This is a genomic window from Caulobacter sp. GW822-FHT07D08, assembly GCF_058798735.1.
Genome location: NZ_JBXAKU010000005.1, coordinates 161480 through 179180 on the forward strand (window position 1 = coordinate 161480; position 17701 = coordinate 179180).

The window sequence follows — 17701 nt, forward strand, 5'->3', positions numbered from 1 at the left end:
CCTTCCCCCTTGATGGGGGAAGGGTCGGGGATGGGGGTGATGCTGAGCTGGAAGCCGCGCTCGGCATCAACCGCCGTAGTCACCCCCACCCCCGCCCCTCCCCCATCAAGGGGGAGGGAACCTGTTTCAGAACCCGTACAGCGCCTTATACTCCGCATCCTTGCCCGCGATCTGACGCGCGCAGTCGACCATCACCTTGGCCTGTTTCCAGGTGGCGTCGTCCTGCATCTTGCCGTCGATCATCGCCACGCCGGTCCCATCCGGCATGGCCTCCAGGATTTTGCGCGCGAAGGCCACTTCGGCCGGGTCGGGGCTGAACACCCGCTTGGCGATCTCGATCTGGCTGGGGTGCAGGCTCCAGGCGCCGGCGCAGCCCATCAGGAAGGCGTTGCGGAACTGCTGCTCGCAGGCTGTCGGGTCGTCGATCGCCCCGAACGGACCGTAGAACGGCTTGATCCCATGAGCCGCGCAGGCGTCGACCATCTTGGCGAAGGTGTAGTGCCAGAGATCCTGCTGCACCGAGACGCGCGGCGAGCCGTCCGCATACGGATCCTCGATGACGCGGTAGCCCGGATGCCCGCCGCCGACCCGCGTCGTCTTCATCGCCCGGCTGGCGGCCAGATCGGCCGGACCCAGTGAAATCCCCTGCATGCGAGGGCTGGCGGCGGCGATGGCCTCGACGTTCATCACGCCCTCGGCCGTCTCCAGGATGGCGTGCAGTAGGATCGGCCGCGTGACGCCGTGCTTGGCTTCCAGCGAGGCCAGCAACTGATCCATGTAGAAGATGTCCCACGGCCCCTCGACCTTGGGCACCATGATCACGTCGATCTTGTCGCCGGCCTTCTCGACGATGGTGCTGATCTCATCCAGGTGCCAGGGCGAGTTCAGGCAGTTGATCCGCGTCCAGAAGCCGACGCCCAGGGCCTTGAAGTCGACCTCGCGCGACATCGAAACCAGGCCGGCCAGGGCCGCGCCCTTGGCGTCGGCCGGGATGGCGTCCTCGAGGTTGGCCAGGATGACGTCGACGGTCGGGGCGATCTCGGGGACCTTGGCGCGGACCTTGTCCAGATGCGGCGGCACGAAGTGGATCATCCGCTCGACGCGGGCCGGCAGCTCGCGATAGGGCGCGGGCGCGCCGATGGCCAAGGGTTTGAAAAAGCCGCGTGCGGTTTTCATGCCGATCACTCCCCGAACAGTCTTTGTTGACGCGCGACAGTCGCCGAAACCGGCATCCGCCTTCGGCTGTCGCACTGCCGTTTCGCAGTTGCGAGAAGACTGCGGCGACGCGGCATCAAGGTCAAGGCTGACGCGCGGGTCAGGCCTTGGCGGCGGGCGGCGGGACCGGCTTGGGCGCCTCGTCGGGGTCCTCGCGCTCGAGGTCGGCGGCGGCGTCGTTGCTGGAGCCGGGCTTGACCGCCTTGGCGGCCTTGCGGCGGCGGGCGGCGGGTTCCAGCTTGAGGCTGGTCAGGGCGTCCTCGCCCTCCTCGCCGAAGAGCCCCCGCACCCGGATGTCGCGCTGCGGATAAGGGATCTCGATTCCCGCCTCGCGCAGGGCGTCGTCGATCAGCCAGGTATAGGCCGCGAAGATCGCCGCCGGCCGGCGGACGGCCTCGACCGTCGGCCAGACCACCAGCTCGAACTTCAAGCTGCTCTCGCCATAGCCGACCAGCCAGACCTGGGCCCGGCGCACGGCGTCGTCCGGCGAGGTGTAGGGCGCGGCCCTGGCGGCCTTCAGCACCGCCTCGCGCACCTGGTTCTTGTCGGCCCCGAAGGCGGCGACGAACGGCACGCGCAAGCGGCGGTTGGTGTTGCGCAGGGTCCAGTTGATCACCTGGTCGTTCACCAGCACCGAGTTGGGCACGATGATGTCGGTGCTGTCATTGGTGCGGATGCGGGTGGCGCGCGGGCCGATCTCGTGGACCACGCCGCGCCCGCCATTGGACAGCTCGACGAAGTCGCCCACCGCCACCAGCCGCTCGAACACCAGGCTCACGCCGGAGGCGAAGTCCTTGATGATGCCCTGCAGGCCCAGGCCGACGCCGACACCGACGGCGCCGGCGAACACCGCCAGCGAGGTCAGGTCCAGGCCCATGGTCGACAGGCCCACCGTCACCCCGATGATCACCAGGCCGTAGGTCAGGACCTTCTCGACGATGTAGAGCGAGGCCGCGTCCCCGGCCGCCCGCTCGCGCAGCCCCCGCAGCCCGACCGAACTCAGCCGTGCGGCGAACAGCGCCACCGCCACGATCAGCACCCCGGCCGCGAGGCCTCCGACCGTCACCGACGCCTTGCCCAGCTTCAGGAGTTCGAAGGAATCGAGCGTGCGGAGCGAGTTGGCGGCCATGAGCCGGAGTGTGGGCGGATCGGGCGGGAGGGATCAAGGGCCCTCTCCTCCCCCTCTTGGGGGAGGTGGCGCGCCCGCGAAGCGCGGCGTGACGGAGGGGGCTGGTCATGACTCAGCAGGCGCGGCGCTGACCCCCTCCACCGCCGTTCGGCGGTCCCCCTCCCCCAAGGGGGGAGGAGAGATTTAGCCGTGGCCCCTCTACCGCCCCACCATCGCCATGCCGGCCTTGGTGTAGCGCTCGCCCTCGATGGCGGTTTCCGGAACCGCCGCCGCGATGCGGGTGAGATCCTCGGCCGAGAGGGTGACGTCGACGGCGCCGATGTTCTCCTCCAGGCGGGCGATCTTGGTGGTGCCGGGGATCGGGACGATGTCCGGGCCCTGGTGCAGGATCCAGGCGAGCGCCAGCTGGGCCGGGGTGATCCCCTTCTCGCCGGCGATCTGGGTCAGGGCCTCGACCAGGCCGAGGTTCTTGGTCAGGGCCTCGCCCTGGAAGCGCGGCAGGTTGCGGCGGAAGTCGTCGGCGGCCAGCTCGCTCTTCAGCGCCCCGGTCAGGAAGCCACGCCCCAGCGGGCTATAGGGGACCAGGCCGACGCCCAGCTCGCGCAGGGTCGGCAGGATCTCGGCCTCGAGCTCGCGGAACCACAGCGAATATTCGCTCTGCAGGGCCGCGACCGGCTGGACCGCGTGGGCCTTGCGGATCGTCGCCGCGCCGGCTTCGGAGAGGCCGAAATGCTTGACCTTGCCCTCGGCGATCAGGTCCTTGACCGTCCCGGCCACGTCCTCGATCGGCACGTTGGGGTCGACGCGGTGCTGATAGAAGAGGTCGATGACCTCGACACCCAGGCGCTTCAGCGAGGCCTCGGCCACGGCGCGGATGTGCTCGGGGCGGCTGTCGACGCCGCGCATGCGCGAAAAGCCCTCGCCCGTCCCTTCCGGCGCGATGTCGAAGCCGAACTTGGTGGCGATCACGACCTTGTCGCGGAAGGGCCTCAGACCCTCGCCGACCAGGATCTCGTTCAGATAGGGACCATAGACCTCGGCGGTGTCGAAGAAGGTCACGCCCAGCTCGACGGCCTTGGCCAGCACCTTGTGGGCGTCGGCGCTGTCGAGGGCCGTGCCATAGACCTGGCCCATGCCCATGCAGCCGAGACCGATGGCCGAGACCTCGAGGCCGTCGCCGAGTTTGCGCGTCTTCATGGGATGCTCCTTAGGTGTGGGATGACGATGAAGATGGGACCCGCGCGCGGCAAGCCTAGGGCCTTCGCGTCGATATGGAGGATCAGGCAATCTTCCCGGCGCGCCGGACAATCAATCGTCTTCAGGCCGCCAGCTTCATCAGGCTGCCCGGCGGCATGTCCTGCCGGATCTGCGTGTCCAGGTCCTCGGTCATCTGGTCGAGGTCCTTGAGGCCGTCCTCGACGTCCTTGACCTCGTCGGAGCGCTCGAACTTGCCCGGCTGGGTCAGGATGCCCTTGGTCTTGGCGGTCTGCAGCTCGTCCTTCAGGGCCTTGCTGAGCGCGCGGACCGACTTGATGAAGTCCATGTCGCCGCTGGCCTCGCCCTTGGCCTGGTCTTCCAGGTCCTTGCGGGCGGCGGCCTGCTGGTCGGGCGTCAGCGAAGCGTCCGGGGCGGCGGCGAAGTCGGCCTTGAACATTTCGCCGGCGTCCTTGGCCGCCTTGCCGTACGCCTTGACGGCGCCCTGCAGCTCCTTGGCCACGGCGGCCAGCGCCTTGGCCATGGCCTTGGGGTCGTTGGCGTAGAGCTTCTTCAGCAGCTTCATCTTCTCGATGACGCGATTCAGCTTCTCGCGGGCGCGGCCCTTGGCGTCGCCGATCTGGGTCTTGCGGTTGGTCCGCATGTCGCTTTTCAGGCGGTCCAGCGCCTCGGCCTCGGGGCTCCTGGTCGCCACGGGGGCGTCCTTGGACTCTTGCGGAGACGTCGCCCCGACCAACCCCATCGTCTTGCCATAGGCGGCCAGGACCATCGGTCCCGCCTGCCCCGCCGTCGTCACCATGGCTTTCAGCCCCGCCCGGCGGTTCTCCGCCCGTTCGACGGAGACCCTAACGCGGGAGGGTTAAGCTAGGCCTTCTTCACGAACTCGGTGCGCAGGACCAGGCCCCGGACCTTGTCGACATTGGCCTCGATCTCCTCGGGATCGCCGGTCAGGCGGATCTTCTTGACCACCGTGCCGCGCTTCAGGGTCACGCCGCCCGAACCCTTGACCTTCAGGTCCTTGATCAGGGTGACGGTGTCGCCTTCGGCCAGCAGGGTTCCGTTGGAGTCGCGGGTCTCTTCCGACATGGTGGGCCTTTCGGGATAGGGCGGCCCAAGAGGCAAACCCGTAGATTTGGTGGGGGCTTTCCTAAGGGCTGCCAAGGCCGCACGTCAATACGGCGTCTTCTTGCGCCCCAGCGGATGCTTGGTCTGGACGATGTGCTGCAGGTGCTCGCCGGCCACGTGGGTGTAGATCTGGGTGGTGGCGATATCGGCGTGGCCGAGCAGGGTCTGGATGACCCTCAGGTCGGCGCCGCCTTCCAGCAGGTGGGTGGCGAAGGCGTGGCGCAGGACGTGCGGGCTGACCTTCTCGCGGTCGATGCCCGCGGCGATCGCGGCGTCCTCCAGCAGCTGGCCGACCCTGCGGGCCGTCAGGCGGCCGGACACGCCGCGCGACGGGAAAAGCCAGGGGCTGTCTTTCGCGCCCTTGGGAAAGAAGGCCGGGCGCTCGACGAGGTAGGCCTTCACCGCCGTCCGGGCGGCGTCGTTCAGCGGAGCCAGCCGCTCCTTGCCGCCCTTGCCCTTGACGATCAGATAGGCCGGATCCCGCGCCAGGGCCAACAGCGGCAGGGCCAGCAGCTCGGAGATCCGCAGGCCCGAGGCGTAGATCAGCTCGATGATGCAGGACAGGCGCAGACCTTGCGCGCCGTCTTTCGCGATGGCGGCGGCCAGCAGGCGCTCGATCTCCTCGCGCTCCAGCACCTTGGGCAGGGGTCGTCCGGCCTTGGGCGCGGCGACGCGGCGGGAGGGGTCGTCGGTTCGCCAGGTCTCGCCCAGCACGAAGCGGTAGAACTGCCGCACGGCCGAGCGGCGGCGGGCGGCGGTGGCCGGCGACAGGCCCCGCGCGCCGAGGTCCTGGAAATAGGCCTCGATGGTCTCGGCGTCGGCGTCGTCCAGGTCGTGACCCGAGCGGCTGAGGAAGCCTCGGGCGTCCTCCAGGTCCTTGCCATAGGCGGTCAGGGTGTTGCGGGCCGCGGCGCGCTCGACGGCCATCATCTCCAGGAAGGCGTCGACCCAGCCGGAGCCCTTCGTACTCATTTGACGAAGGCGAGCGACAGCAGCCCCTCGACGACGACGGCGCGGGCGTCGGCGGTCAGGCCGGCGCGGTTCAGGGCGTGGGCGATGCGGGCGCGATCCACCGGCTGCGGGCCGGTGGCTCCGGCGTCGAGCGCGATCGACAGGGCCAGCAGGCCCGCCTCGCCCTTGCGCTTGGCGCCGGCGGCGTCCTCCAGCAGGACTGCCCGCGCGGACGAAGCGGCCGGCTTGCCCAGGTCGAAATTGGCGAACTGCGCGCGGGCGTCGGCGTCCATCGCGCCGCCCAGGCTGGCCAGCAGCACGGAAGCCGACTGGGCCGCCGACCTGGCCCCGCCCGAGGCGCCCCGCGCCACCAGATTGCCCAGCACCTGATTGTCGAGCTTGCCGGAAGCGGCGGCGATCAGGGCGTCGAGGATGGCGAGATCAGCGGGGCCGGCGCCGGGGATGCTGTCCTGGACCAGATGGCCGCGGATGGTTCGGGCGCTGGCGACATCGCCGGCCGCGACGGCCGCGCGGGCCATCAGCACCGGGTCCTGCAAGGGCGCGCCGGCGGCGGCCAGGCCGGCGATCGAAGCGGCCGAGGCGTGGGCGGCCTCGACGAAGGCCGGCACGGTCTTGGCCTGACGCAGGAACGCCAGGTCCGAGGCCTCCTGCGCCGTCAGGTCCGCGCCCGGCGCGACGCCGGCCAGGTCACCGCTGGCGGGCTTCAGCACCGGCTTCAGGGCCGGCGAGGCCGAGGCGATGGCGGCGGCCGACTGCAGGTCGAGGTTCAGGCGGCGCGACAGGGCGTAGTTGACCCCGTTCTTCAGATTGGCCGCGCCCGGCGCCGTACCGCCCAGCGCCGCGCCCATCAGGCGCGCGTAGTCCGTGTCTCCGTCCTGTTTTCTTGGCGTGGCGTTCTGGGCCAGCTGGAAGGTCAGCTGGGCGGCGTCGGCCTGGCCGGCCTTCATCTGGCAGAAGGCCCGCAGACGCAGCCAGTAGGCCGCGCCGCGATCGACGGTCAGGGCGTCCTGCACGCGGCAGGCCTTGTCGTCGTCGCCGGTGATCAGGGCCGCCTCGGCGGTGGCCATGGACAGTGGGGCGCTGCCGGGCGCGCCGGTCGCGCGGTCCAGGATGGCGTTGGCGCCCTTGGCCTCGCCCAGGGCCACCAGGGCCATGCCGCGCGCCGCGCCCATGTCGACATTGTCGCCCACCCCGGCCGGACCATTGGCGCCGGTCGAGAGCATCCGCCTGGCCAGGTTCGCGAAGGCCGGCGACAGCGGCTTGGTCCCGGCCAGTTTCGGCACGACATCGCGCATGATGTCGGGCGCGGTGTCCTTCCACAGATCACCGGGAAGGCCGGTCTCGGCCACCGGGCTGGAGAAATAGTCGGGCGCGGCCAGGCTCTTGACCCTGACCTCCTCCTGACCCGCCTCTTGGGCCCCGGCGACGGTCCCCAGACCCGAGGACGTGAGCAGGAGCGCGGAGAGCGCGACGGCTTGCGTGTGACGCTTCGAAAAGACCATGGACCGGTTATGACGCATCGCGGCGCTCTCGCAAACTTGGCGGTTTGGCCAAGCCTCGTGTAAACCCGCGACCGCATCATGACCGCCATCGTCCTTTCCCCCGAAGAACTCGCCGCCCTGCGCCAGCGGACCATCGTGCTGGTCGGCCTGATGGGCGTGGGCAAGTCCAGCGTCGGACGGCGGCTGGCGACTGTGCTGGACCTGCCGTTCCGCGACGCCGACAACGAGGTCGAGGCCGCCGCCGGCCGCTCGATCTCGGAAATCTTCGCCGAGCTGGGCGAAGCCGCCTTCCGCGACGGCGAGCGCCGGGTGATCGGCCGCCTGCTGGACGAGCCGCCGCACGTACTGGCTACCGGCGGCGGGGCTTTCGTCAGTCCCGAGACCCGCGCCCTGATCAACGCCAAGGCCGTCTCGGTCTGGCTGAAGGCCGATGTCGAGCTGCTGGCCCGCCGCGTCTCGCGCAAGGACAATCGCCCGCTGGTGCGCGGCAAGGATCCGGTGGTGGTCCTGACCGAACTGGCGAAGGCGCGCTATCCCGCCTATGCCGAGGCCCAGGTGCACGTCGAGACCGGCGACACCCCGCACGGGGTGGCGGTCGACGCCATCCTGACCGCGCTGCTGGCCCACATGTCCGCCCAATAGGAGTATCGCCATGATCCGCACCGTTTCCGTGGGGCTGGGCGAGCGCGCCTATGACGTCGTCATCGGTCCGGGGCTGATCGACAGGGCCGGCGAGCGGATCGCTCCGGTGCTTGGCAGGCGCAAGCGCGTGGCCATCGTCACCGACAGCAACGTCGGCGAGCACCATGGCGAGCGTCTGGCGGTGTCGCTGGAAAAGGCCGGCGTCGCGGTCGACGTCATCACCATCCCGCCCGGCGAGGAGAGCAAGAGCTTCGAGGGCCTGGCCGATCTCTCCGACCGCCTGCTGGCCCTGGGCCTGGAGCGCGGCGACCAGATCGTGGCGTTCGGCGGCGGCGTGGTTGGCGACCTCGCGGGCTTCGCGGCGGCGATCTACAAGCGCGGGATCGACTTCGTGCAGGTTCCGACCACCCTGCTGGCCCAGGTCGACAGCTCGGTCGGCGGCAAGACCGCCATCGACACCCCGCGCGGCAAGAACCTGATCGGCGCCTTCCACCAGCCACGCCTCGTGCTGGCCGACCTCGACGTCCTGGCCACCCTGCCCGCCCGCGAGCTGGCCTGCGGCTATGCCGAGATCGTCAAGTACGGCCTGCTGGGCGACTTCGCCTTCTTCGAGTGGCTGGAGACCAACGTCGGCAAGGTGCTGGAACGCGACGTCGACGCCCTGGTCCGCGCCGTGGGCCGTTCCGTGGAGATGAAGGCTGAAATCGTCGAGGAGGACGAGAAGGAAGCGGGCCGTCGCGCCCTGCTGAACCTCGGCCACACCTTCGGCCACGCCATCGAGGCCGAGATGGGCTTTGGCGACGCGCTCAAGCACGGCGAGGCGGTGGGCGTCGGCATGGCCCAGGCGTTCCGGTTCTCGGCCAAGCTGGGCCTGTGCCCTAGCCAGGACGCGGTCCGCGCCGAGGCGGCGATCAAGGCGGCGGGGCTGCCGACCCGGATGAGCGACGTCCGCCCCGAACCGTTCAGCGCCAACGCCCTGATCGCCCACTGCGGCCAGGACAAGAAGGCCGAGGGCGGCAAGCTGACCTTTGTCCTCGTGCGCGGCATCGGCGACGCCTTCGTGGCCAAGGACGTGGATCGGGAAGCGTTGAAGGCGTTCCTGATCGAGGAAGGCGCGGTCTAGTCTAGGCCGGCTTGCGGCGGGATCGCGAATGCCCCTAAGGTTGAGCGACAATCGCTGGTTTACCGGCGGCAATGCGAGACGCCCACGACGGAGGCCTCGATGCTGAGCCACCCAAGCGCCGATGCCCCGGTGCTCGTCGACCGCGCCGCCTTCGCCAGACTGGTTGCGGCCGCCGAACGGGCCGCGCAGGACCCCGCCGCCGTCAGCAAACTGGTCGAGGCCGTCCGCGCCCTGGAGGCCGAGCGGCACGCGATCGAATGGGACGAGGCGGACGCAGAGGTGGTCGAGGGGACCTATTTCGGCGACGCGCACGGCTACCACCGGGCGCACCCCGCGCCCGACCTGGCGGGCGTGCGGCCCGACATGCCGCCCGCGAGGGTGCTGTTCAGGTCAGATCGGGCCTTCGGCGACATCATCGTCGCGGACGAGCCGCCCGTCCCGGTCGAACGGATCGCCCGGCTGGAGGCGCTTGGCATCGCCGCGCCCAGCGCGTGGGTTCTCTACCCGATACCCTACCGGACCATCTCCGTCAGCAAACCCCTACAGATGGGCTTCAGTTGGAGGACGCCGCGCGCGGTCGCCAAGGTCGAGAGCCCGCCCGGCGGCGCCTGGCTGGTTTCGGGAGCCGAGCGCCGGCCGTTCGCCTGGTTCGCGAATAGCGCCGACGCCGACTACATGGCCGCCAGCCTCGACATGGTCAGCACCCTATCCGGCGAGGTCACGCGGTTCGGCGGCGGCTCGTTCACGCCGCAGGACATCATCAAGAGCGGCTTCCTGGGCCTGATCCGGGCGCTGCGTTGGTCGGTGGAGCCCGGCGATCGCTGGGAGCGCGAACCGCCCGAAGCCCTGCGCGCGGTCGGGGTTGAGCTTGAGAAACGCCTTGTAGAGTTTCTAGCGGGCCGCGAGGCTTGGCGCTCCGGCGCCTCGACGGCTACCTAAGCTCCCGGAAGGGCTCTAGAACACCCCCATGCTCACCGCCCTGCTCGGCCTCGCGCCCATCGTCATCGCCCTGTTGGCCCTGTCGGCGATCTTCTCGGCCGCCGAGACGTCGATGACGGGGGCCAGCCGTTCGCGGATGCATCAGCTGGAGCGCGAGGGCGACGCGCCGGCCCGGCGGGTCAACAAGCTGCTGTCCGACCAGGAGACGATGATCGGGGCGGTGCTGCTGGGCAACAACCTGATCAACATCCTGGCCTCGGCCCTGGCGACCCAGGTGCTGACCCGTCTGATCCCCGGACCGTGGGGCGTGGCCGTGGCCACCGCCGCCATGACCGTGCTGGTGCTGGTGTTCGCCGAGGTGCTGCCCAAGACGGTGGCCATCGTCCGCCCGGACGACACGGCCCGCGCCCTGTCGGGCCCAACCCTGTTCATCGTCCGCGCGTTCGGGCCGATCATCTACGTGATCCAGTGGATCGTGCGCCGCGCCCTGCGGGTGTTCGGGGTCAAGCTGGACATGGCCGTCGACGTGCTGGCCGCCCACGAGGAGATCCGCGGCGCGGTCGACTACCACCATTCCGAGGGCCTGGTTGAGACCGACGACCGGCGGATGCTGGGCGGGGTGCTGGACCTGTCGGACATGGACGTCTCGGAGATCATGGTCCACCGCAAGTCGATGGTCCTGCTGGACGCCGACCAGCCCACCCGCGACCTCGTCGAGGAAGTGCTGGAGGCCCAGCACACGCGCATCCCGCTCTATCGCGACGAGCCGGACAACATCATCGGCGTGCTGCACGCCCGCGACCTGCTGAAGGCCCTCGCCCAATCGCCGACGGGCGTCGAGGGCCTGGACATCGCCGCCATCCTGCGCGAGCCCTGGTTCATTCCCGACACCACGAACCTGAAGGACCAGCTCAACGCCTTCCTCAAGCGCAAGAGCCACTTCGCCCTGGTCGTCGACGAGTACGGCGCCCTGCAGGGTCTGGTGACGCTGGAGGATATCCTCGAGGAGATCGTCGGCGAGATCGACGACGAGCACGACACCGCACTGGAGGGCGTGCGCCGCCAGCAGGATGGCTCGGTCTATGTCGACGGCCACGTCACGGTGCGCGACCTGAACCGCGCCATGGACTGGCGCCTGCCCGAAGGCGACGCCGTCACCATCGCCGGCCTGGTCATCCACGAGGCCCAGATGATCCCCGAGCCGGGCCAGACCTTCATCTTCCACCACCACCGCTTCCAGGTCTTCCGCCGGCAGAGGAACCAGATCACCGCCCTGCGGATCAGCGCGCCCCTGGACGAAGACGCCGAACTCTGAATCTCTACAGTCAGGGTCGCCCATTTCTGTGACTGGGAACCGGATCGAAAAAGGCGCGTTTTGCGTCCTTGCGGACCAGGGGCGGTCCGGACTTTAGGGGGCGCGTTTGGCCAGCTTGGTGGCTGAGAGCAGGGTTCGCGACGGCGATGAGCCGGACGCGCGAGCGCGCTTGGCCCAGCTGGAAGCCGCCCTCGCCGACGAAATCCGTAAGTCCGAAACCCTGGCCCGGGTGAACGCGGCCGTGACCAGCAGCACCGACATCGACACCTGCGTACAGGTGGTGCTGGACGGGGCGCGCGAGATCATCGGCGCCGCGTACGGGGCGTTCTTCTACAATCAGGTCGAGCCGGATGGGGAATCCTACGCGCTCTATCGCCTGTCGGGCGCCGCGCCCGAAGCGTTCGCCAGCTTCCCCAAGCTCCGCAAGACCGAGGTCTTCGCCCCCACCTTCGAGAACGCCGGCGTCGTGCGGTCGGACGACATCACCCAGGACCCGCGCTATGGCAAGAACGCCCCGCGCAAGGGCATGCCGGAGGGGCATCTTCCGGTTCGCAGCTACCTGGCCATTCCGGTCGCCACGCGGCGGGGCGAGGTGCTGGGCGGCCTGTTCTTCGGCCATCCCGAGCCGGGCCGCTTCAGCCTCCATGACGAGACCCTGGTCATCGGCCTCGGCGCCCAGGTGGCGGCCACCATCGATTCGATCAAGCTGAACGCCGGAGCCGTGGCCGAACTGACCCAGCGCCGGCGGGCCGAGGAGCGGCTGAAGTTCGCGCTCGACAGCGGCCGCATGGGGTCGTGGGATCTGGACGTCGCCACCAAGACCTACGAGGCCTCGGACCTCTGCAAGCTCAACTACGGGCGCCGGCCGGACGAGACCTTCACCTTCGCCGACCTGATCGAGACCATCCATCCCGAGGATCGTCCGCGCGTCCTGGCGGCGATCGAGAGCGCCATCCGTGACGGGACGAACTACGACATCGAGTATCGCGTGGTGCACCCGACCGGCGAGCTGCGCTGGCTGCACGCCCGCGGCCGCGCGGCCACGAGCGCCGACAACGGCGGCGTGCGGCGCCTGGCCGGGGTGTCGCTGGACATCACCGAGCGCAAGCGCGCCGAGGAACGTCAGAAGCTGCTGGTCAACGAGCTGAATCACCGGGTGAAGAACAGCCTGGCCACCGTGCAGTCGATCGCCGCCCAGACCCTGCGGTCGGTCGCCGCGCCGGAGTTCTTCCGCGACGCCTTCGAGACCCGGCTGATCGCCCTGTCGCACACCCACGACCTGCTGACCCGCGAAAGCTGGGCCGGCGCCAGCCTGCGCGAGGTGTTCGACCTCGAGCTGCTCGCCATGGCCGGCGAGGATCGCGTCGGCTTCACCTATGCCGGCGACGTGCGCCTCAATCCGAAGGCCGCGGTGGCCCTGGGCATGGGCATCCATGAACTGACCACCAATGCGGCCAAGTACGGCGCTCTCTCGACCCCGAACGGCCGCGTGGCCGTCGATTGGGCCATCGAGGACGGCGTTTTGCGTCTCACCTGGACCGAAAGCGGCGGTCCGCCCGCCTCGCCGCCGGCCCGTCGCGGCTTCGGCGTACGCCTTCTGGAGCGCGGCCTTGCGGCCGAGCTATCCGGCGCGGTCGAGCTGACCTATGATACCGTCGGCCTCGTCTGCCAAATGGCGTTGCCCCTGCGCGCGCTGGAGCCCTGAAACATGAAGACTCTTACGTCCCTGAAGGTCCTGGTCGTCGAAGACGAGGCGCTGGTCTCGATGCTGGTCGAGGACATGCTGACCGACCTCGGCTGCACGATCGTCGGTCCCGCGGCCGAGATCGAGGAAGCCTTGCGCCTGGCGGGGTCGGCCGACATCGACGCGGCCCTGCTGGACGTCAATCTGGGCGGCCGCCCGATCTTCCCGGTCGCCGACGCCCTGAAGGCGCGCGGCGTGCCCTTCGCCTTCGCCAGCGGCTATGGCGAGGCGGGCCTGACCGACGACCACCGCGGCGCGACCGTGCTGCAGAAGCCCTTCCGCGAGGCCGATCTGCGCCGTGTGCTCGAGACCCTGGTCGGCCAGACGGCTTAGGCCGCTCCCCTCCCAGGGAAACGGCTCATGGCGTGAATTTCGCGCGGCGGGTCAGTCCAGGTCGCGTGGCCCGAAGGAATGGGGCAGCAAGGTCCAGAAAGGGATCCGCTCGGTCGTCCGGCCGCCCTGGACCGAGACGATCTCGCAGGCTTCGCCCGCGAACTCGGCGATGCGCTGACGGCAGGCGCCGCACGGCTGGACCACCGCGTCGGAGCCGGCGGCGATCAGCACCTTGTCGATCTTCCGCGAGCCGCCGGCCGTGATCATCGCCCCGATCGCCGTCTGCTCGGCGCACGTGCCCGCCGGATAGGCGGCGTTCTCGACATTGACGCCGTAGTGCGCGCGGCCCTCGTCGTCGATCACCGCCGCGGCCACCGTGAAGTTCGAATAGCGGGCGTAGGCGCGCGACAGCAGGTCCGGCAGGATCCGCGCGGCGTCCTGTTCGACGGATTCGGGGCTTTGGGTGACGTCGGCGCTCATGCGGTTTCTGGCCTGCCGGCAGGATCGCGCCGGGGAGAGAGGCAATCAGCCGCAGAGCCGTCAGGCAAGCAAAAAAGTAAGCGCCGCCTTACGCTTCGCCGGGCGCCTTGGCGATGATCGACAGGGCGTGGACCGGCCCCGCCAACTCTTCGGCCAACACCTTCATCACCATGCGCTGGCGCATCACCCGGGCCTTACCGGCAAAGGCCTCGGCCTCGATTCGCAGATTGAAGTGGCTCTCGCCCGAACCGGTGTGGCCCGCGTGGCCGTGATGGCGGTCGCTGTCGTCGACCAGTTCGAGCTTCGAGGGCGAAAAAGCCTCGTTCAGCTTGCGAAGGAGGGTGTCCGTGACGTCGCCCATGTGCGTCTCTTGCATGTCAATCCTTGAACGGAAATAGCGCGGGATTACTCTAAGCGCCATGAACCGGCCGTTCGAGTATCGCCCCAAATTCACCGACATCCGTGTCCGCCCTCCCAAGAAGGGCGAGGACGACGTGGTCAACGACGTCCTGGGCCTCAAGCCCGGCGAAAAACGCTGCGATCATCCCGACTGCCGACTGGCGGGATCGACCAAGGCGCCGAAGTCGCGCGACCTGCCGAACCAGCACTACTGGTTCTGTCAGCAGCACGCGGCCGAGTACAACAAGAACTGGAATTTCTACGCCGGCATGAGCGAGGCGCAGATCCGCGCCGCCCAGGAGGCTGAGCGCCAGACCGGCGGTCGCCCGACCTGGAGCTTCAAGGCCGACGCCAACTCCCGGGAAGCCGCCGCGGCGGCCGCCCGCGACGCCCGCGCCTTCGCCGACCCGTTCGGCATCTTCCGGGCCCAGCAGCGCAAGGCCGAGTCCGCGCGCGACGCCGCCGAGCGCAGCCTGGGCAAGCTGGAACGCCAGGCTCTGGCCGACCTCGACCTGGAAGCCGGCGCCGACAGCGCCGCGATCAAGGCCAAGTACAAGGAACTGCTCAAGCGCTGCCACCCCGACGCCAACGGCGGCGACCGCAGCGCCGAGCACAAGCTCCAGAGGGTCATCAAGGCGTACAAGACCCTGCAGAAGTCGGGGATGGTGAAGGCTTAGGGCCTTCCCCTCCCCGCGCTCCCGGCCGCGCGACGGCCAAATCGCTCCGAGCTTGCGGAACGGCCCGCGCCTGGGCCATCCTCGCGCCGCCTTTCCGGGCGAGGGACAGACATCTCATGACCGACCCAGATTGGCGCGCGCCGGTCGATCCGCCGACGCCGGTGACCCCGGTGCCGTTCGGCAAACCCTGGAGCATCTGGGCCTGGGGCGGCCTCATCTCGACGGCGGGCCTGGCCCTGGCCGTCGCGCCGCGCCCGGTGCTGGCGCTGCTGCACGCCCACGTCGAGACGGCCTCCCTGCCCTGGGTGCGATTCGCCGGCCTGCTGCTGATGGCCTACGCCATGGGCTACCACGTCGCCGGCTGGACCGGGCAGCGCACCTATATGCGAGCGTCGGTGGTGCTGCGGGTGTTGTCGCTGGTGGTGATCGGCGCCTTCGTCCTGCTGGACTGGCTGCCCAAGGCCTGGCTGGCCGTGGGCTTGGCCGACATGGTCGGAGCCGTGTGGACGACGCTGGAACTCAGGTGGCGGCCAAAGCCGAAGGCCTGAACCGCCGCTGGACGAAGAACGCCGCCAGCCAGCAGGCCATGGCCCAGGCCGCGCCCATGCACCAGCCGGCCAGGACGTCGCTGGCCCAGTGGACGCCCAGATAGACGCGGCTGAGGCCGACCAGCAGGCTGACCAGCACCGCCGCCCCGACCGCCAGAACCTTGACCCGCCGACGGTCCGCGAAGCGCGCGGCCAGCACGCCCAGGGTCAGGAACACGACGGCCGACAGCATGGCGTTGACCGCCTCGACCGCGCGGTAGACCAGATCCGGCCGCTCGCGCTCGAACACCCGCTTCAGGCCCTGGCTGATCAGCAGGCCGCCCCCCGCCCCGGCCACCAGCAGCAGTCCCTCGCTCCAGCGGCGCAGGGACGCCAGCAGGGCGAAGGCCAGCAGGATGATCAGGCCCAGCACCGTCACCGAGCCCAGAGCGGTGATGTCGGCGGCGGCCACGTGCAGCCATCCGGGCCCGATCAGTTCGTGCGGCTGGCCGTCGACCCGCAGGGCTTTCAGCACCGAGAGATCCAGCGCCCGGGTCTCGCCCTCGGCCACCTCATCCGCGATCGACAGGAAGCCCCAGCCGCCCAGCGTGACCACCAGCAGGGCGCTGGTCGCGCCCAATTCGCGGCGCGCGGCGGACAGCAGTCCCGGAAAGCCGATACGGATCAAACGGATGGTCATCTAGTCGACACTTCTCGCAACAACATATCTCAAATGAAACATGAACTTAAGCTGAGCGGGGCCGTTCATCCCGCCTCTAGGTCGAGCATCCTAGGGTGCTCTCACCTTCCAAGGAGACCGACCATGAAACGTCTTATCACCGCTTCGCTCGCCGTTCTGATGCTGGCCGGCGGCGCTGGCGCCGCTTCGGCCCAGGACTATCGCAACGACAACCATCGCGGCAACCAGGCCTATGAACAAGGCCGCCGCGACCAGGCGCGTCACGAAAACCGTATGGATCGCCGCGACGACCGCCGTGACGACCGACGCGAGTATCGCCGCTGGGCCAAGGGCCAACGCCTGGACCACCGCTATCGCGGCAACAGCTATTACGTCAGCGACTATCGTCGCTACGGCCTGCGCCAGCCGCCGCGCGGCTATCGCTGGCAGCGCGTGAACGATCAATACGTCCTGGCCGCCGTCGCGACCGGCCTGATCGCCTCGGTGATCATCGCCAACCACTAGAAAATAGCGCTGGAGCGGGCGCCGCGACGCGGCGCCCTCTTCCCCTGCCCCAAAGCGTGACTTTGGTCGCGCTCCGCGGACTCAAACTTTCGTTTCAATTGGATTCCAATTGAAACGGGGGGGCTCAAGCGTTTAATCCGATGTCATGCCCGAGTTCGCCGAAACCAGCTCCGCCGCCGATCCGCTGATCACCCTGGTCCCCGACAAGTGGGTGACGCTCCGAGACGCGTTCGGCGTCGACAGCGACATGAAGGTTCCAGCCTTCTCGCACCGCGACCCGCACGTTCCCGAGATCGACACGGCCTACAAGTTCGATCCCCAGACGACCAAGGCCATCTGCGCCGGCTTCGCCAAGGATCGCCGCGTGATGGTCCAGGGCTATCACGGCACCGGCAAGTCGACCCACATCGAGCAGATCGCCGCGCGCCTGAACTGGCCGCTGGTCCGGGTGAACCTGGACAGCCACGTCTCGCGGATCGACCTCGTGGGCAAGGACGCCATCGTCCTGAAGGAAGGCAAGCAGGTCACCGAATTCCGCGAGGGCATCCTGCCCTGGGCCCTGCAGCGCCCGATCGCCCTGGTGTTCGACGAATATGACGCCGGCCGTCCGGACGTGATGTTCGTGATCCAGCGCGTGCTGGAAGCCGGCGGCAAGCTGACCTTGCTCGACCAGAACCGCGTCATCCGCGCCAATCCGTATTTCCGGCTGTTCTCGACGACCAACACCATCGGTCTGGGCGACACCACCGGCCTCTATCACGGCACCCAGCAGATCAACCAAGGCCAGATGGACCGCTGGTCGATCGTCACCACGCTGAATTATCTGGAGCACGACGTCGAGGCGGCGATCGTCCTGGCCAAGAACCCGTCCTACGACACGACGGAAGGCAAGCGCACGATCTCGGCCATGGTCCGCGTCGCCGACATGACCCGCAACGCCTTCATGAACGGCGACATCTCGACAGTCATGAGCCCGCGCACGGTGATCACCTGGGCCCAGAACGCCGAGATCTTCGATCACGACGTGGCCCTGGCCTTCCGCCTGACCTTCCTGAACAAGTGCGACGAGCTCGAACGCCCCACGGTGGCCGAATTCTTCCAGCGCGCGTTCGGAACGGACCTGCCGGAAAGCGCGGCGCGGGTGAAGGTGGCCTAAAAGA

20 protein-coding genes are annotated in these 17701 nt (G+C 69.1%); 10 read left to right on the plus strand and 10 right to left on the minus strand.

Going from position 1 to position 17701, the window contains the following annotated elements:
* Window positions 1-126: 126 nt before the first annotated feature.
* From AC1RJ9_RS11695 to AC1RJ9_RS11725, 7 genes are all read right to left on the minus strand, one after another.
* Window positions 127-1185 carry an HpcH/HpaI aldolase/citrate lyase family protein gene (locus AC1RJ9_RS11695; protein ID WP_492837057.1) on the minus strand — a complete coding sequence of 353 codons (1059 nt, stop codon included), beginning with the start codon at window positions 1183-1185 and terminating at the stop codon, window positions 127-129.
* 130 nt (window positions 1186-1315) lie between these two features.
* Window positions 1316-2344, minus strand: coding sequence for a mechanosensitive ion channel family protein (locus AC1RJ9_RS11700; RefSeq protein ID WP_492837058.1), 1029 nt, complete (start codon window positions 2342-2344; stop codon window positions 1316-1318).
* Between the two features lie 198 nt (window positions 2345-2542).
* Entirely contained in the window at window positions 2543-3541 is a 999-nt protein-coding gene (locus AC1RJ9_RS11705; protein ID WP_492837059.1) for an aldo/keto reductase, read from the minus strand.
* Between the two features lie 121 nt (window positions 3542-3662).
* A complete protein-coding gene (locus tag AC1RJ9_RS11710; protein WP_492837060.1) occupies window positions 3663-4358 on the minus strand; it encodes a hypothetical protein in 696 nt (231 codons plus the stop codon).
* Between the two features lie 65 nt (window positions 4359-4423).
* A complete protein-coding gene (locus AC1RJ9_RS11715) occupies window positions 4424-4645 on the minus strand; it encodes an alkylphosphonate utilization protein (protein WP_099581025.1) in 222 nt (73 codons plus the stop codon).
* A gap of 84 nt (window positions 4646-4729) precedes the next feature.
* A complete protein-coding gene (locus AC1RJ9_RS11720) occupies window positions 4730-5656 on the minus strand; it encodes a site-specific tyrosine recombinase XerD (RefSeq protein ID WP_492837061.1) in 927 nt (308 codons plus the stop codon).
* Complete coding sequence (locus AC1RJ9_RS11725; protein WP_492837062.1) at window positions 5653-7176, minus strand: hypothetical protein; 1524 nt, start codon at window positions 7174-7176, stop codon at window positions 5653-5655. Before AC1RJ9_RS11725 ends, AC1RJ9_RS11720 begins: the two co-directional genes overlap by 4 nt.
* A gap of 60 nt (window positions 7177-7236) precedes the next feature.
* On the opposite strand from AC1RJ9_RS11725, the gene AC1RJ9_RS11730 reads away from it, so the two are divergent.
* From AC1RJ9_RS11730 to AC1RJ9_RS11755, 6 genes are all read left to right on the plus strand, one after another.
* Window positions 7237-7800 carry a shikimate kinase gene (locus AC1RJ9_RS11730; RefSeq protein ID WP_492837063.1) on the plus strand — a complete coding sequence of 188 codons (564 nt, stop codon included), beginning with the start codon at window positions 7237-7239 and terminating at the stop codon, window positions 7798-7800.
* Window positions 7801-7810: 10 nt separating this feature from the next.
* Window positions 7811-8923: a 3-dehydroquinate synthase gene (aroB, locus tag AC1RJ9_RS11735; RefSeq protein WP_492837064.1), complete on the plus strand. Its 1113-nt coding sequence runs from the start codon at window positions 7811-7813 to the stop codon at window positions 8921-8923.
* Between the two features lie 99 nt (window positions 8924-9022).
* Window positions 9023-9862 (plus strand): hypothetical protein, encoded by an 840-nt coding sequence (locus tag AC1RJ9_RS11740; RefSeq protein WP_492837065.1) that lies wholly within the window; start codon window positions 9023-9025, stop codon window positions 9860-9862.
* 28 nt (window positions 9863-9890) lie between these two features.
* Complete coding sequence (locus tag AC1RJ9_RS11745; protein ID WP_492837066.1) at window positions 9891-11177, plus strand: HlyC/CorC family transporter; 1287 nt, start codon at window positions 9891-9893, stop codon at window positions 11175-11177.
* Between the two features lie 169 nt (window positions 11178-11346).
* On the plus strand, window positions 11347-12882 hold the full coding sequence (locus AC1RJ9_RS11750) for an HWE histidine kinase domain-containing protein (protein ID WP_492837067.1): 1536 nt from the start codon (window positions 11347-11349) through the stop codon (window positions 12880-12882).
* Window positions 12883-12885: 3 nt separating this feature from the next.
* Window positions 12886-13254, plus strand: coding sequence for a response regulator (locus AC1RJ9_RS11755; RefSeq protein ID WP_125155551.1), 369 nt, complete (start codon window positions 12886-12888; stop codon window positions 13252-13254).
* Window positions 13255-13305: 51 nt separating this feature from the next.
* Here the strand turns inward: AC1RJ9_RS11755 and cdd are convergent, their stop codons facing one another.
* On the minus strand, window positions 13306-13734 hold the full coding sequence (gene cdd, locus AC1RJ9_RS11760; RefSeq protein WP_492837068.1) for a cytidine deaminase: 429 nt from the start codon (window positions 13732-13734) through the stop codon (window positions 13306-13308).
* 88 nt (window positions 13735-13822) lie between these two features.
* Window positions 13823-14095: a BolA family protein gene (locus AC1RJ9_RS11765; RefSeq protein WP_492837069.1), complete on the minus strand. Its 273-nt coding sequence runs from the start codon at window positions 14093-14095 to the stop codon at window positions 13823-13825.
* 58 nt (window positions 14096-14153) lie between these two features.
* On the opposite strand from AC1RJ9_RS11765, the gene AC1RJ9_RS11770 reads away from it, so the two are divergent.
* Together AC1RJ9_RS11770 and AC1RJ9_RS11775 are read left to right on the plus strand one after the other, a co-directional pair.
* Window positions 14154-14810 carry a J domain-containing protein gene (locus AC1RJ9_RS11770; protein WP_492837070.1) on the plus strand — a complete coding sequence of 219 codons (657 nt, stop codon included), beginning with the start codon at window positions 14154-14156 and terminating at the stop codon, window positions 14808-14810.
* Between the two features lie 116 nt (window positions 14811-14926).
* The gene (locus tag AC1RJ9_RS11775) at window positions 14927-15358 is read left to right on the plus strand and encodes a hypothetical protein (protein WP_492837071.1); all 432 of its coding nucleotides are present in this window, start codon (window positions 14927-14929) and stop codon (window positions 15356-15358) included.
* Here AC1RJ9_RS11775 and AC1RJ9_RS11780 read toward each other — a convergent pair.
* A complete protein-coding gene (locus AC1RJ9_RS11780) occupies window positions 15330-16037 on the minus strand; it encodes a phosphatase PAP2 family protein (protein ID WP_492837072.1) in 708 nt (235 codons plus the stop codon). The genes AC1RJ9_RS11775 and AC1RJ9_RS11780 overlap by 29 nt on opposite strands.
* Before the next feature lie 123 nt (window positions 16038-16160).
* Between AC1RJ9_RS11780 and AC1RJ9_RS11785 the strand changes: the two genes are divergently transcribed.
* Both AC1RJ9_RS11785 and cobS read left to right on the plus strand, forming a co-directional pair.
* Window positions 16161-16541, plus strand: coding sequence for an RcnB family protein (locus AC1RJ9_RS11785; RefSeq protein ID WP_492837073.1), 381 nt, complete (start codon window positions 16161-16163; stop codon window positions 16539-16541).
* A gap of 145 nt (window positions 16542-16686) precedes the next feature.
* Window positions 16687-17697 carry a cobaltochelatase subunit CobS gene (cobS, locus tag AC1RJ9_RS11790; protein WP_492837074.1) on the plus strand — a complete coding sequence of 337 codons (1011 nt, stop codon included), beginning with the start codon at window positions 16687-16689 and terminating at the stop codon, window positions 17695-17697.
* The last annotated feature ends 4 nt before the right edge of the window (window positions 17698-17701 follow it).

What these genes read in the sequence shown, in the direction of transcription:
- AC1RJ9_RS11700 (WP_492837058.1), bottom strand. Translation starts at nt 2,344, where the DNA reads ATGGCCGCCAACTCGCTCCGCACGCTCGATTCCTTCGAACTCCTGAAG.
- aroB (WP_492837064.1), top strand. Translation starts at nt 7,811, where the DNA reads ATGATCCGCACCGTTTCCGTGGGGCTGGGCGAGCGCGCCTATGACGTC.
- cobS (WP_492837074.1), top strand. Translation starts at nt 16,687, where the DNA reads ATGCCCGAGTTCGCCGAAACCAGCTCCGCCGCCGATCCGCTGATCACC.
- AC1RJ9_RS11780 (WP_492837072.1), bottom strand. Translation starts at nt 16,037, where the DNA reads ATGACCATCCGTTTGATCCGTATCGGCTTTCCGGGACTGCTGTCCGCC.
- AC1RJ9_RS11755 (WP_125155551.1), top strand. Translation starts at nt 12,886, where the DNA reads ATGAAGACTCTTACGTCCCTGAAGGTCCTGGTCGTCGAAGACGAGGCG.
- cdd (WP_492837068.1), bottom strand. Translation starts at nt 13,734, where the DNA reads ATGAGCGCCGACGTCACCCAAAGCCCCGAATCCGTCGAACAGGACGCC.
- AC1RJ9_RS11710 (WP_492837060.1), bottom strand. Translation starts at nt 4,358, where the DNA reads ATGGTGACGACGGCGGGGCAGGCGGGACCGATGGTCCTGGCCGCCTAT.
- AC1RJ9_RS11740 (WP_492837065.1), top strand. Translation starts at nt 9,023, where the DNA reads ATGCTGAGCCACCCAAGCGCCGATGCCCCGGTGCTCGTCGACCGCGCC.
- AC1RJ9_RS11705 (WP_492837059.1), bottom strand. Translation starts at nt 3,541, where the DNA reads ATGAAGACGCGCAAACTCGGCGACGGCCTCGAGGTCTCGGCCATCGGT.
- AC1RJ9_RS11730 (WP_492837063.1), top strand. Translation starts at nt 7,237, where the DNA reads ATGACCGCCATCGTCCTTTCCCCCGAAGAACTCGCCGCCCTGCGCCAG.
- AC1RJ9_RS11745 (WP_492837066.1), top strand. Translation starts at nt 9,891, where the DNA reads ATGCTCACCGCCCTGCTCGGCCTCGCGCCCATCGTCATCGCCCTGTTG.
- AC1RJ9_RS11775 (WP_492837071.1), top strand. Translation starts at nt 14,927, where the DNA reads ATGACCGACCCAGATTGGCGCGCGCCGGTCGATCCGCCGACGCCGGTG.
- AC1RJ9_RS11725 (WP_492837062.1), bottom strand. Translation starts at nt 7,176, where the DNA reads ATGCGTCATAACCGGTCCATGGTCTTTTCGAAGCGTCACACGCAAGCC.
- AC1RJ9_RS11715 (WP_099581025.1), bottom strand. Translation starts at nt 4,645, where the DNA reads ATGTCGGAAGAGACCCGCGACTCCAACGGAACCCTGCTGGCCGAAGGC.
- AC1RJ9_RS11765 (WP_492837069.1), bottom strand. Translation starts at nt 14,095, where the DNA reads ATGGGCGACGTCACGGACACCCTCCTTCGCAAGCTGAACGAGGCTTTT.
- AC1RJ9_RS11720 (WP_492837061.1), bottom strand. Translation starts at nt 5,656, where the DNA reads ATGAGTACGAAGGGCTCCGGCTGGGTCGACGCCTTCCTGGAGATGATG.
- AC1RJ9_RS11770 (WP_492837070.1), top strand. Translation starts at nt 14,154, where the DNA reads ATGAACCGGCCGTTCGAGTATCGCCCCAAATTCACCGACATCCGTGTC.
- AC1RJ9_RS11785 (WP_492837073.1), top strand. Translation starts at nt 16,161, where the DNA reads ATGAAACGTCTTATCACCGCTTCGCTCGCCGTTCTGATGCTGGCCGGC.